Raw genomic sequence first — 14,084 nt, forward strand, 5'->3', positions numbered from 1 at the left:
ACACACAAACACCCACGCACCAACGTAAACGTCTCCCAGGTTTGCTCCAGCATGGGTGCTCATCCGTGATTTTTCGCCGATTTCGCGAACGGCCGCATAACAACAAATAATCGATACCATTCCCGATTGTCAAGAATACCTATTTTGTTACGTTTTTTACACATCTGGATATTTCAATTGAAAAACAACAATTTCCGGCTTGTTTTTCCTGCGATTACGTCCTTCCTTATTAGGAGGAACACCTCGTCGAGGGTGAGATCGTAGCGCCAAGAGGCGGCCGGAATATCCTGGCACCGCGAGAACGGCGTCACGAACGGAGACAGCCCCCCAAAAAAGCCTGTCAGCCGTGTGAATCGTCGGGGGAGAGGTTAACCCAAGCTCGAACCGCGAGACTCGATCGGGAAGGATCGATCGGCCCCTCGTCCTCCTTGGCAACTCCTCATCTGCGAACGAGTGGGCCCAGGACGAAAGGACGAAAACAATGAGAAAGCCGCGACGCGCCTGTAGGCTTCAGGTCGAGTCCCTGGAGGACAAGGCCGCACCTTCTTCGTTCGTGCCGGTGTTGACACAGAATACGTTCAATAGCGTCATGCAACAACTTAAGCAGGCGGCGGGCACCTACTCCAAGACGCAAAATGCCGCTCAGTTCAACGCCCGAGTCACCCAACTCTCCTCTCGGATCCCGTTCGGTCGCGCCCAGCTACTTCCCATCTGGCAGGAGAACCAGACCATCTACACCGGGGTCCGAGATGGCTCGGGCGCAGTCATGACCCAAGAGATGCAGGCAACCCTCATCGTCTACGTCCGGGCAGGAGTCCAGGCCGGGGCCTTCCGATTCCAGTGATCCAGGCCTCTCGCGGAACGAGGCGGGATCGAAATCGGAGCGGCCTCGTTTCGGCCGCTGACTCGGAGTGGCGTGCGTCCACCCGCGCCAGGCTCTGAAGAAGGCCGGGGCACTTCGATTTCCCTCGTTCCCCGGCTCACATCGGCCGAAGAAAAGGCGGGCGCCCTTGCGGGTCGACCGCGGCTGGTGGGGCTGGAGGGCGCCGTCAGCCCCCCCTTCCCCATTTTCGGTCCCGCTCGCTGGGGCCCGAGGACGGACTCCCAGGTCTCTCGCCCCAGATCGAGAAGGCGGGTGGGCCCCCGCAATTCCCAGCGGATCGAAACCGAGGCGGTAGCTCAGGTGAAGAGCGACTCCACGAAGGTATCGGCGTCGAAGGGTTGGAGGTCGTCGATCCCCTCGCCGACACCGATGAACTTGACGGGCAAGTCAATCGTCTGGCGGACGGCCACGACGACCCCTCCCTTGGCGGTGCCGTCGAGCTTTGTCAGGATCACCCCGGTGCAGCCGATGCTCTTGGTAAAAACCTCGGCCTGACGGATCGCGTTTTGGCCATTGGTGGCATCGAGCACGAGGAGAACCTCGTGAGGCGCCCCCGAAATCTTCCGCTGGAGGACTCCGCGGACCTTCTCCAACTCACGCATCAGGTGCGATTGCGTATGGAGGCGTCCCGCCGTGTCGACGATCAAAACGTCCGCCCCGCGGGCCAAGGCGCGGTCGCAGGCGTCGTGCGCCACACTCGCCGGGTCGGCGCCGGGGGCTCCCTTGACGATGTCGGATCCGGAGCGAGTGGCCCAGATCGTCAACTGGTCGGCCGCCGCCGCCCGAAAGGTGTCGCAGGCCGCCAGGAGGATCGTTTTTCCTTCGTCCTTGAGCCGCTGGGCGAGCTTGGCGATCGAGGTGGTCTTCCCTGACCCGTTCACTCCCGCGATCAGGTAGACCGTCGGCTTGGTGGAAGAGACCGCCAAGGTCCCCGGTCTGGGATCGACCAGGAGCGCCTTCAACTCGGCCTTCACAAAGTTCAGGAGGTCATCATCGGCGGTCTTGTCGCCATACGCCTCCCGCACCCGATCGACGATCCGCTGGGTCGCCTTCACTCCCACGTCGGCCTGGATCAGCCGCGCCTCGAGGTCATCAAGGAACGACTGGTCGACCTTGCGCCCAAACCATGAACGAATATTGAACAACTGGGCTGTCTTGGACAGTCCCTTGCGAAATCGGTCGAGGAGCCCCTTGATCGCCATGCTATCCCTCAGCGAGAGTTCTCTCTAATGCTCTGCAGCTAGGCAGCGTCCAACATCGCTGTCCTTCGGATCGATCGGCGCGTCGGAAACGCTGTGCGATGGGAGGGGGAATCGGTCGGCTCGCTTCCTGAGCCGTTCGAGGTCGGCCCCGGGGGTGGTGATCGAGCCGATCCATCGGCCGGGACGGTCCGCGGCATGGAAGTCGGAACCGGCGATCGGTACCAGTTGGTAGCGATCGGCCCAGTCACGCAAGCGCTGGCCACGCCGGGCATCGATCCCGTGGCCCTCCACTTCCATGGAGCCGAGACCGGCCTCGACAAGGTTCCGAAGCGCAAGCTCCCGGAGATCATAGGGCGGGTGAGCCAGCCCCGCAACCCCGCCCGCGGCCTGGACGAGTGCGATCGCTACCGCGGCGGCGAGTCTCGGCTTGGGGACGTGCGCGGGGCCATCGTCGCCAAGGTAACGGGCGAACGCCTCACGGTGACCCGCGACTTGTCCCGTCCGCACCAGCCACTCAGCCAGATGGCGGCGTCCCAGCGTCGCGCGCGGGAACGCCCGTCCCAGCGCGGTCAGGTCGACCGAGAGTCCCAATTCGGCGAGTCGATCCACCATCCCCTTCAGTCGTTGAACGCGGTCACGCCTGAGCGTCATCGTCACGGCGACCAGGGCCGGTTCGTCGTCGCGGACGAAGTGGCCCAGGATATGGACCTCGCGGCCCTCGAACTCCGCGGTGAGCTCGATCCCGCCCACGAGTTCCAGGCCGAGGCGGGTTGCCTCGGGCCGAGCCACGGCCAAGGCCGACAGCGTGTCATGATCGGTAATGGCCAGGGCGGACAGACCGATGTTGGCCGCCGCGATCACGACCTCGCAAGGAGAGCAGACGCCATCGGAATGCGTCGTGTGGATATGGAGATCCGCCGCCGGTGGCCGAGGCGAACGTGTAGGCACAGGCGAGGACGGGGACGAAGCCCGTTTCCGAGTCCGCGGAGTTCCTGGTCTCTGGTTACGGTTTTTCACGCTGGTAGACGAGCAGCGAGAGACCGTCGCCCTGCTTGGTGCCAAATGCAGTCGGCCGGTCCTTGCCGAGTCCCGCGAGACAGATCGTCAAACTGTCCCCCTCCAAGCGATAAATCCCACGCCTTGGAGTGCCGTCGGAGTAAGTGCGGTCGTACCATCGAGGTGTCCGAGAAGGATCAAGCTTGAACGTTCCGAGGAAGGCGGACTTCTCCCCCATCTTCATGATGACCCGGTCGTCTTCGAGGACCATCCGGGCGTCGCGTCCCTTGAGCGATTCGGACGCGACGACCTGGCCGTCACTCTCCGTCGACACCAGGTTCCAGACCCCCTGAATCTTCTTCGTGTCCGACTCGACCTCCTCGCCTCCGATCGCGGCGAGGAGTCCGAACATCATCACGAGCGCGGGTTGCCAAGTCACGACTCGCCTCCCATTTGAGCGACGGAGCTGACAGGATGCCTCGGGAGTGCAGCTCGCTTACTCCGCGATCGGCTTCGGATCAACAGGCGGTTCGTCCTCTTGCGTCTTGGGTTCCTCCGGAGCGGGCACCACCGGCGAATCCGCGATTTCCGCTCCGGAAGGACCGGCTTCAGGTGATGACTCGGCCAAAGGTGGCGTCACGGCCTCGGGCGAGACCAAGGTCTCGGTCTGGGCCGGGCTCGACTCCACGGTGGTTGTTTCCCGAGGCGCCGGCTCGGGCGCGACGACGGGAGCCGCCCGGGAAGCGAGTTCGGCGGCCTGGAGTCGATCCAGGATCCCGTTGACGAACCGGCTCGACTGGGCGGTGCTATACCGCTTGGCCAATTCCAGGGATTCGTTGATCGCGACCTTGGTGGGCACCTCGTCGCAATAAAGCAACTCGAAGGCGCCGAGCCGCAAGATGTTGCGATCGATGGCCGCCATCCGGTCGAGCCGCCAGTTCTCGGCCACCGCGGAAATCAATTCGTCGATACGAGGTTGGTTCGCATGGACCCCGGCAATCAATGCCTCGGCGAATTCGCAGAGCTTCTTATCGCCCCGCAAGCGACGCTCCACGAAGCGACGGATCTCCTGGGGAGCGAGCCCCGGATTTTGCTCCGTCTGATAGAGGACCTGTAATGCAATCTCTCGGCCTCGGGTGCGTCGGGTCATGGGTGCCTTCGGGGCCTCACGGAGCCAGTCTGGAAGTTCGTTCCGCTCAACACCCGGCAAAGGTCGCGGCGGTCCTCCATCCTTCACAAAGGAAAATCATACGCCAAGCCGGCCCGACTCGAAAAGGCCAGCATCGCTCTCCCAAACGAGCCCAGGACCTCCGACCAGCCTCGTCGAAACAATTTTTCGAGGCCGTTCGCGGTGCTAACCACCGGGATCACGTCGACCAAAGGCGCCGCAAGACCGACCGTTCAGCACATCCGCGTCGGCGGAAGCCCAATTGGATTCTGCCTTTAGGCCTCAATCTCAGCAGTCGAATCCCAGGAAAGTCGTGGCCTCCGTCCCAGTTCCACGACCCGAATCGCCAGGCAATCAGCTCTCGATCGAACCCCGTTTTGAGTTTTTTCAGATTTTTTGCACGGTCGTGGTTCAAAGCCGGATGGAAACCGTGCCTTGTAGATAGCAGGGACTCGAAATGAGAGCCAATAACAAAACGACCGGGTGACACGGGTCTCCATTGTAAAACAGCCAACCGCAAAGTTTTTGCGGTTTTATCAGGAAGGGTTTGCCTTAAGTAAGAAAAAAATAAGGTCGGATCCTTGGGGACTGACCAGGCGTCAGAGCTTGGATCGGCCATATTTTAAACCGATATAACGCGAATAATGCAGCTATTAAGCCACTCGCAATAATAATCACCGTAAGTCTCGTCTTGCTTATCTAAAACACTAATAAGCCGTAGTCCTCACTAAAAAGAAATAAGTCGAGAGACCGTTGTCGGAGGTCGTGGTCGTCCTCAACCGCGACCTCCGACAAGCGAACCTGCATTCGATTTCGACTCGTTCTCGATGGCAGTCGCAGTCACCGTCCGATTTGATGTCTCGATCTGGGACAAGCACGAACCGTTGCGATTGGTCGCGGTTCCGGCGTTCGGAGACCCGGTGAACTCGTGCTCCGAGCAGGCTTGTCCCCGCGCGACGTGGCGTGGCCGGGCCCGCGACCATCGTCGACCGGCCCATCTCTCGACCGATTCGATCGGTCGGTCAGGACAGTTCACTCGCCTTGACCAGGCCGCCGGACTCACCGATGCGCCCGTAGGAAGCGATCGCCTTGACCAGGAATGCCTCGAACGCGGGCGTCTCCAGGTCTGAGGCGGAGTGGCAGGTCAAAATGACTTCCTGCGTCGTCCCTTCATTGCTCACGATCAAGCGATCGGCTTGACTGTGGACGGGCGTCGTCCCTTCGTGGAACGGCACTAGCCCAAGTTCCCTCGCCAGCGTCGCGAGCTTGAAGGTGTTGCGCTTGACGTTGAAGCGGAGAGTGACGATCCATTCGTTACTGGTCAGAGCGTGGAAAAAGGGGAGGGTGAGCCCGGTGTCGGCCAGGATTCGGACGGCCGTGCGCTGAGACCAATCGGTAGGAAGGAAAGTGCCGAGTTCCTGGATTCGGTCGACGATCCGTTCGAGGATGCTACCGTCCCACCGCGCGGGCCGCCCGCTTCTCCCGACTCGGTCGATCGTATGCCACCGCCGTCCGTCGAGTTCCCAAGGGGGTTTGACCACGTTGTTGAGTTCAACCAACGAGGCCGCCTTGGTGTCGGCCAGCGCCTTGCGGGCCGCGGCCTTGCGGTCGTACTTGGGGCGTTCGGCGTACGGGCCGGCCGCCAAGAGATCCTTGAGAATCAGGCCGGTGAGACATCCCTCCGTCGCGGCGATCGTTTCGGGAGGGCCGGCGGCCACGATTTCGCCCCCTGCGCCTCCTGCTTCGGGACCGATGTCGATCAACCAGTCGGCCGTCTTGATCACTTCCAGGTTGTGCTCGATGATCACGACCGTGTTGCCCAAATCGGCCAGTCGGTGAACCACGTCGAGCAACTTACGAACGTCGTCGAGGTGAAGGCCGGTCGTCGGCTCATCGAGAATGTAGAGCGTTTTTCCCGTGTTGGGCCGGGCCAACTCGGCAGCCAGCTTCACCCGTTGCGCTTCGCCGCCCGAAAGCGTCGGAGCGGACTGGCCAAGGGGGATATATCCCAGGCCGACATCGTGCAAAGTCTGCAGGATGCGCTGAATTTTCGGCACACTGGCAAACAATTCGAGAGCCGCGTCCACGTTCATCTCGAGCACGTCGGCAATCGTCTTGCCTCGAAACTTGACCGCGAGCGTGTCGGTGGTATAACGCGCACCGCCGCAGGCTTCGCAGATCACCCAAACATCGGGCAAGAAGTGCATCTCGATGCGCCTCTGCCCGGCCCCTTCGCAGGCTTCGCAACGGCCTCCCGCCTGGTTAAAGCTGAACCGCCTCGAGGTGAAGCCACGGACTTTTGACTCCGGGAGCTTGGCGAACAGTTCGCGAATCAGGTCAAAGACCCCGGAATAGGTACCGGGAGTCGAGGTCGGCGTGCTCCCAAGGGGGGTCTGATCGACGCTGATCACCTTATCGACCAGGGGAAGTCCCTCGATCGCGTCATGCGCTCCGGGGGTCACCTGGGCTCGGTGCAAGGTCTTGGCCGCCGCCTTCCAGAGAATATCTTCGACAAGCGAACTCTTACCCGAACCACTGACGCCCGTGACCACGGTCACGATCCCGAGCGGGAACGCCACATCGATATTCTTGAGGTTGTGGTGTCGGGCTCCCCGGACCCAGAGCGCGGGACCGCCGGCCGGGCGACGATTCGTCGGGACCGGAATCGCCACCTTGCCGCTCAGGTACTGGCCGGTGAGCGATGCTTTGATCGTCTTGACCTTCGCCGGCGTCCCGGCCCCGGTGACCTCGCCGCCGCCGGAGCCCGAGCCGGGCCCAAAGTCGACGAGGTAGTCGGCCGCCTCGATGACCTCCCGGTCGTGCTCGACCAGAACCAGCGTATTGCCCAGGTCGCGAAGGTGTCGCAAGGCCGCAAGCAGCCGGGCATTGTCGCGCGGGTGGAGTCCGATGGTGGGTTCGTCGAGCACGTAGAGCACCCCGGTCAGCCCGCTGCCGATCTGGCTGGCGAGCCGGATCCGTTGGCTCTCGCCACCGGAGAGCGTCGGGGTCCCTCGTGCCAAGCTCAGGTAGTCGAGTCCGACGTCGACGAGGAATTTCAGGCGGTCGCGAATCTCACGGATCAGGTCGCCGGCAATATGCTTCTCATCAGCGCTCAGCTTCAAATTCTTGAAGAAGGTCGACGCGCGACCGAGTGACCACTGACCGATCTGGTCGAGCGTGAAGTCATGGAACCGGACCGCCGCCGCGTCGTCGCGCAGTCGCGCCCCCATACACGAGGCGCACGGCACGTCATCGACCATCCCTTGCAGCTTGAACCGATAAACAAAAGAGACCCGTGCCGCCTCCTCGATCGCCGGAAAGAGTCCCTTGTACTGAAACGAAAACTCAGGCTGACCGGCGGCCGCCGGGACCTTGAACCAAGCCTCCCCTGCCCCGTGGAGGATCGTGCGGCGATGGCGACCCTCGAGATCGTCGAACGGGACGTTGAGGTCGATACCCAGCGTCTCCGTCATGGCCGCGATCATCGCACCGAAGAGGGGGTTGGCCGCGAAATTAGGCCAGACCACAACCGCCCCCTGGCGCAGGCTGCGGCGGCCATCGGGGATCAGGATCGCCGGGTTTGCGCCATGCTGGATGCCAAGTCCTTCGCAGACCGGGCACCAGCCGAGCGGACTATTAAACGAGAAGTGATGCGGCGACAACTCCTCGAAACTTCGGCCGCAGCCGTCGCACGAGCGATGCTGGCTGTAGCGGTCGACCGGCCAGTTCAACTCGTTCGACTCTTCACCCACCCGCGCGATCAGGGCGACCCCCTTGCCCAGGTCGAGCGCGGATTCGACCGAGTCCGCCAGGCGAGACCGGGTCGAGCGGCGGACGACGGCCCGGTCGATGACGACCTCGATACGATGCTTCCGACGATGGCTCAACTTCGGAGGCGTGTCGAGGCTGACCGAACGACCGTCGACTCTGACCCGCGAGAATCCGGTCGCCCGCAATTCATCCCAGAGCGCATCGTACTGTTCACCATCCCGGCGCTCGACCGGAGCCATCACGAAAATCTTCGTCCCCTCGGGAAGGTGGAGGATCTTCTCGACGATCTCATCGGCCGACTGCGTGCCAATGGCCAGGCCGCAGCTCGGGCAGTAGGGCTGCCCCAGCCGAGCCATCAGGATCCGAAGATAGTCGTGGATCTCGGTGACCGTGCCGACCGTCGAGCGCGGGCTCTTGCTCGTCGTCTTCTGCTCGATGCTGACAGCCGGCGAGAGCCCGCTGATCCGCTCGACCTTGGGCTTCTGCAAAGGCGCAAGGAACTGGCGGGCGTAGCTCGAAAGGCTCTCGACGTAACGTCTCTGCCCTTCGGCATAGAGCGTGTCGATGGCGAACGAGCTCTTTCCCGACCCGCTCGGGCCACTGCAGACCGACATCTTGTGTCGAGGCAAGTCGACGTCGATCCCCTTGAGGTTGTGCTGCCGGGCGCCTCGGACGGAAATCGAGGCCAGACCATCCTCCGACGACTTCCGCTTGCCTCGTTTCGCGACCCCCGACTTCTTCGACAGCGACGCCTTCTTCGGGTTGAGAATCTTCGCGAGGGCCACACCTGTGTGACTGCCGGCCACGAGCGCGACCTGTTCGGGCGCCCCTTCGGCGACGACCTGACCGCCGCCGGCTCCCCCCTCGGGGCCCAGGTCGATCAGCCAGTCGGCCGTCTTGATCACATCGAGGTTGTGCTCGATCACGACGACCGTATTGCCAAGCACCGTGAAGCCGTGGAGGACTTCGAGCAGCTTGCGAACGTCCTCGAAGTGCAGGCCGGTGGTCGGCTCGTCGAGGAGATAGAGGGTCCGCCCTGTCCCGCGCTTGACCAGCTCACGCGCTAGCTTGATCCGCTGCGCTTCGCCACCGGAAAGTGTCGGCGAGGCCTGCCCCAGCTTCAAGTAGTCGAGTCCGACGTCGTGCAGAGTTTGCAGCATGCCGGCGATCTTCGGCACGTTGGCGAAGTGCTCGAGCGCTTCCTGAACGTCCATTTCGAGCACGTCGCTGATGCTCTTCCCCTTGAACCGGACGTGCAGGGTCTCGCGATTGAACCGCTTCCCATCACAGACCGGGCAGGTCACCCAGACATCGGCGAGGAAGTCCATTTCGAGGCGATTCGACCCGTTCCCCTGGCAGGCCTCGCACCGCCCCCCTTCGACGTTGAAACTGAACCGCCCCGCTTTGTACCCGCGGGCTTTGGCGTCGGGCAGCCTGGTGTAGAGGTCGCGAATCAGGTCGAAGAGCTTGATGTAGGTGGCCGGATTCGAGCGCGGGGTCCGACCGATCGGGGACTGATCGATATCGATGATCTTGTCGAGATGCTCAACCCCTTCGATCCGATCGTGGGCCCCCGGCTCGGTGATCGCCCCGTTGAGGTCACGGGCCAAGGTGTCTCGAAGAATATCTCCGATCAGTGAGCTCTTACCAGAACCGCTGACCCCCGTCACGCAGACGAACAGGCCGAGCGGAACCTCGACGTCGATCCCCCGAAGGTTGTGCTGACGCGCACCGACGATCTTCAAAACTCGTCCATCAGGCTGTCGACGCGTCTTGGGGACCTCAATGGCCCGGCGTCCGGAAAGATATTGCCCCGTCAGGCTCGCGGGAGCCGCGGCCAGTTTTGCGATCGACCCTTCGGCGACAACCTCCCCCCCTTTGACTCCTGGCCCGGGGCCGAAATCCACCAGGTGGTCGGCCGCGCGCATCGTGTCTTCATCGTGCTCGACGACGATGACCGTGTTACCCACGTCCCGAAGCCGCTGGAGCGTGGCAATGAGCCGGTCGTTGTCGCGAGGATGCAGGCCGATCGAGGGTTCATCGAGGATGTAGAGGACACCGACAAGGCCCGCGCCCACCTGGCTGGCCAGTCGGATCCGCTGCGCCTCGCCACCGGAAAGCGTGGGGGCCGCGCGGTCGAGGGCCAGATAGTGCAGGCCAACGTTGGTCAGGAAGCCGAGCCGGCCACGAATCTCCTTGAGCAACTCATCGGCGATCGTCCGCGAGAGGCCGTCGAGCGGCACGACGGGCGTCCCGTTCTCTTCCCCGGCCAGGGCGTCGAAGAACTGCGCGGCCTGCCCGATTGGCATCGCACCGAGCTCGACCATGGTCGTTCCGCCGACACGGACCGCGCGGGCTCTCGGGTTGAGCCGCGTTCCCTGGCATTCGGGACAGGTCATGCTCCGCATGTACGGTTCAAGCTTGGAGCGTCCCGGGCCGCCGCTCGCGCCCCGGTACTTGGCCATCAATTCGGTGGCCACCCCGTCCCAGGTCCCGGTGTGCGACCAGTTCTTCTTCCGGCTCTTCCAGCGATGGACGATGATCCGATCGCCCAGGCCGTAGAGCCAGGCGTGCTGCCAGCGCGGGTCGAGGTCGCCCCATGGGCCTTTGAGCATCGTCCCTTTGGGCGGCCCATCCTGATCCGCTTCCACATTGGCGGCGACCCCCTCGAACAGGTGTCGTCGCCACTTTCCCACCCCGCTGATGGGTCCGAGCGGCTCGATCGCCCCCTTCCAGACCGAGAGCGAGGGGTCAGGGACGAGCAGGTCGGGGTCAAAGTCGTGGCGGACCCCAAGCCCGTCACACGACGTGCACATCCCTTGCGGGCTGTTAAAGCTGAAGAGCTGCGGGCTGGGAGGGTCGAAGCTCAAGCCACACGAAGCGCACGCATAATGCGAGGAGAGCAGCAGATCTGCTTGCCCGTCCCGCGCGACGATGACGGTCCCCTCACCCAGCTTGAGCGCTGATTCGATCGCCTCGGCGAGCCTGGGCCGGACCGCCGGCCCCGCCTTGAGCCGATCGATCACGACCTCGATATGGTGTTTCGTCTGTCGATCGAGCGACAGGTTATCGGAAAGCGAAAAGACCTGTCCGTTGACCCGAGCCCGCATGTAGCCGGCCCGCGCGAGCTCGCTGAAGAGGTCTTTATATTCCCCCTTCTGCCCGCGAATGACTGGAGCCAGGACGCTATACGCGGTGCCGTCGGGCAGGTCGAGCACGCGGGCGATAATCTGCTCGCGAGTTTGCGCCGCGACCGGCCGGTCACACTTGGGACAATGCCCCTGCCCCACCCTCGCGAACAGGACGCGGAGGTAGTCGTTGATCTCCGTGATCGTCCCGACAGTACTCCGTGGGTTCCGCCCCCCGGTCTTCTGCTGGATCGAGATCGACGGGCTGAGCCCATCAATGCGATCGACCTCGGGCTTGGGCATCTGGCCAAGGAACTGGCGTGCATAGCTCGAGAGGCTTTCGACGTAGCGTCTTTGCCCCTCGGCATAAAGCGTATCAAAGGCAAGCGAGCTTTTGCCCGAGCCCGAGACCCCCGTGAAGCAGATCAAGGAACCGCGAGGAAGGTTGAGCGAGACATCGCGAAGGTTGTGTTCGCGTGCGCCGCGGATCACGATGTCCGTCGTGGCCATCCGTGGTGAGTCCTCAAGTCAGCGGAAATTCCTGCGAGCTCAGCCTACTGTTCAATTGATTCGATAGTATACGCGTGTCATCAAATCGTTGTCCACGCAGGTTTTCCTGTTCCAGAGTGTCTCCCTCACGAGCCATGGAAGATCTCGCTCGCCTCAGAATCGAGACTCGCAAGGCGAACTTCAAATTCGCCCGGCCGGTCCGACCGTCCTTCCCAATGGATCCGTTCACAGAAAAATCGCGGGCGAAATCATTCGCTATCCCTCGATTCTGCCTCCGAGCAGCTTTCGGTTCAGTGACCCACCACTGAATAGCAGTTCCTCAAGCGCCGCTTCCACGTCTTCCCGCACGAGGCACCCCGAGCCGTCCCGCTCGAGATGGAACTGGGCGGACCGCCGCATCAATTCCTTGATAAAGGACGCACTGACGCCTTCGGTTCGCTGCACCGTCGCCTGGACCAGCTCATCGTGCACTCCGACGCCCCTGGCATAAAGTCGCACCAGTTTCTCCCGGCCCTCCCCGTCCGGCAGCGGGAACTCGATCGCCTGATCCACCCGCCCAGGCCTTGATGCCAGCGCCGCTTCCAAGGCTTCGGGGCGGTTCGTCGTCAGGACGAAGAGGATCTCGGCATCTGGGCGCAGTCCGTCCATCTCGTTCAGAAGCTTGTTCAACAGGACCTCCTCGCACGGGCTTTCCATCCTCGTGCGGTCCCTGGCGATCAGGTCCACATCCTCGATCACCACGATGCTCGGCTGAAGCAGACGGGCCAGAGTCAAGTACTCATCCAGCAGTCCAACCTGCTCCGCGGTGATCAGCAGGGTCGTGTGACCGGCCAAGGCCCCAGCCAGGTAGTGAATCGTGTGCGTCTTGCCCGTGCCGGGCGGACCGTAGAACAGCACCCCTTTCTTGGTCGCCAGGCCCAGCGCGTTCAACCGGGCCCGCAGGTCGGCGAACCGGATCACGTTGCGTTCGAGCAGTGCGAGCGTCCGTGCTGGTAGGATGACCTGATCCCGATGAACGTGGGCCAGTTTGTGGACCAGGATCCCTGACGACCGGCCGGAATAGTCTTCATTGTGCTGGAGCGAGAGGATCTTGCCTCGGTATGACTCCGCCTTGACGACCGACTCCTCCAGGCGTTTGAAGAACTCCTGGGCGACCCGGAATCCGTCGGGGTCGTTGGTCGTGGCCACCTGCAAACGGAGTCCCTCTGCGCGACCGTAATTCGAGTGTTGCTCGAGGAACACCACATACCGCGTGCCGTCTGTTTCGAGCAGCCAGAGACCATTCCTCAGGCAACGGACCGGTTCGTCCTCGCCGATATCAACCTCTTCATACAGGGGCGGGACTGCCTGAGCAGGGTCGTTCCAGTCGCGAAACAGCAAGCCGGTGAGGCTGATCCCCTCGTAGTTGTGTCGCTTGCTCACACCGCAAAAGAACAAGACGGTGGCCTGCCCGTCGAACGTCCGGTCAACGGCACGCTGCAAGTCGGCCCGGACCCGGTGGGGGAACTGCCGCTCCGTGATGGTCAAGTCGTCCGGAGGTGTCGGCTCGAAATGAGACCGGATCAGAGAATCGAGCTGGGGCTTCCGCTCTTGCATCGCAACCTCATTGGAAGTGTCCTCATCATCAAGTTGCTTGGCTCTGTCGCGATCGGCGTCGGCCTCATCCTCACGGCCCAGCGCCTCGTAGGCCCGGGCACGGCCTCGATAGCCCTTGGCGAGTCTTGGGCCGAGCCGGATGGCCTCACCGTAGTCGGCGATCGCCAACTCGTAGTCTTCGGCGTCGTAACGAGCAGAAGCCCGGTTCAGGTAGTTCTCGACGTTCTCAGGGCCGATCCGAATCGCCTCGCTGAAGTCGGCGATCGCGGCGTCGAACTCGTTGTCCGCATGGTGGGCCATTCCCCGGTTCCGATAGGTAGCAGCCAGGTTCGGATCGAGGGCGAGCGCCTTGGTGTAGTCGGCAATGGCCGCCAGGTAGTCCTCCAAGGAATGCAGGGATGTGCCTCGGCCATTGTAGAGCCAGGCCAGTTGCGGGTTGAGGCCGATCGCACGGTCGTAGTCGACGACCGCCTCGGCAAAATCCGCCTGAAAGTGGCGGGCCGTCGCCCGGAAGCCAAAGGGAAGGGAGTTGTCGGGCTCCAGCCGAGCCGCTTCATCGAAGTCGCGAATCGCCCTGGCATACTCGGCCTTGCTCAGCCAGGCCCGACCTCGGCCGAAGTGGGCCGCCGCGTTCTCGGGGTGGAGTCGAATGGCGGCATCGAAATCCTCGATGGCCCGATCCAGTTCTCCACGGCTCAGCCGGGCGTTCCCCTGTTCGACGAGAGCCTCGGGGGTCACCGGAGCCGGAGGCTCCATCGCAGGAGCCTGCCTCTCCCCATCGCCTACTCCCACCTCGCTCGGTGTTTCCATCGAGAGGTCGTCTCATTCGA

General features: G+C 62.9%; 7 protein-coding genes. 1 reads left to right on the forward strand and 6 read right to left on the reverse strand.

The window, feature by feature from the left end; all coding sequences use genetic code 11:
* The first annotated feature begins 481 nt into the window (after nucleotides 1-481).
* Nucleotides 482-844, forward strand: a complete 363-nt coding sequence (locus tag V5E97_RS21665; RefSeq protein ID WP_406693613.1) for a hypothetical protein — start codon at nucleotides 482-484, stop codon at nucleotides 842-844.
* Nucleotides 845-1,179: 335 nt separating this feature from the next.
* Here the strand turns inward: V5E97_RS21665 and ftsY are convergent, their stop codons facing one another.
* The 6 genes from ftsY to V5E97_RS21695 form a co-directional block, all read right to left on the reverse strand.
* Nucleotides 1,180-2,085 carry a signal recognition particle-docking protein FtsY gene (ftsY, locus tag V5E97_RS21670; protein WP_406693614.1) on the reverse strand — a complete coding sequence of 302 codons (906 nt, stop codon included), beginning with the start codon at nucleotides 2,083-2,085 and terminating at the stop codon, nucleotides 1,180-1,182.
* Between the two features lie 24 nt (nucleotides 2,086-2,109).
* Nucleotides 2,110-2,946 carry a PHP domain-containing protein gene (locus tag V5E97_RS21675; RefSeq protein ID WP_406693615.1) on the reverse strand — a complete coding sequence of 279 codons (837 nt, stop codon included), beginning with the start codon at nucleotides 2,944-2,946 and terminating at the stop codon, nucleotides 2,110-2,112.
* 142 nt (nucleotides 2,947-3,088) lie between these two features.
* The gene (locus V5E97_RS21680; RefSeq protein ID WP_406693616.1) at nucleotides 3,089-3,520 is read right to left on the reverse strand and encodes a TIGR03067 domain-containing protein; all 432 of its coding nucleotides are present in this window, start codon (nucleotides 3,518-3,520) and stop codon (nucleotides 3,089-3,091) included.
* Between the two features lie 57 nt (nucleotides 3,521-3,577).
* Nucleotides 3,578-4,231 carry a transcription antitermination factor NusB gene (gene nusB / locus V5E97_RS21685; RefSeq protein WP_406693617.1) on the reverse strand — a complete coding sequence of 218 codons (654 nt, stop codon included), beginning with the start codon at nucleotides 4,229-4,231 and terminating at the stop codon, nucleotides 3,578-3,580.
* 1,040 nt (nucleotides 4,232-5,271) lie between these two features.
* Nucleotides 5,272-11,658: an excinuclease ABC subunit UvrA gene (gene uvrA, locus V5E97_RS21690; RefSeq protein WP_406693618.1), complete on the reverse strand. Its 6,387-nt coding sequence runs from the start codon at nucleotides 11,656-11,658 to the stop codon at nucleotides 5,272-5,274.
* Between the two features lie 255 nt (nucleotides 11,659-11,913).
* Nucleotides 11,914-14,064, reverse strand: coding sequence for a tetratricopeptide repeat protein (locus V5E97_RS21695; protein ID WP_406693619.1), 2,151 nt, complete (start codon nucleotides 14,062-14,064; stop codon nucleotides 11,914-11,916).
* Between the last annotated feature and the right edge of the window lie 20 nt (nucleotides 14,065-14,084).

The organism is Singulisphaera photorubra, assembly GCF_045290345.1.
GTDB lineage: Bacteria > Planctomycetota > Planctomycetia > Isosphaerales > Isosphaeraceae > Singulisphaera.

What these genes read in the sequence shown, in the direction of transcription:
- V5E97_RS21695 (WP_406693619.1), bottom strand. Translation starts at nt 14,064, where the DNA reads ATGGAAACACCGAGCGAGGTGGGAGTAGGCGATGGGGAGAGGCAGGCT.
- uvrA (WP_406693618.1), bottom strand. Translation starts at nt 11,658, where the DNA reads ATGGCCACGACGGACATCGTGATCCGCGGCGCACGCGAACACAACCTT.
- ftsY (WP_406693614.1), bottom strand. Translation starts at nt 2,085, where the DNA reads ATGGCGATCAAGGGGCTCCTCGACCGATTTCGCAAGGGACTGTCCAAG.
- nusB (WP_406693617.1), bottom strand. Translation starts at nt 4,231, where the DNA reads ATGACCCGACGCACCCGAGGCCGAGAGATTGCATTACAGGTCCTCTAT.
- V5E97_RS21665 (WP_406693613.1), top strand. Translation starts at nt 482, where the DNA reads ATGAGAAAGCCGCGACGCGCCTGTAGGCTTCAGGTCGAGTCCCTGGAG.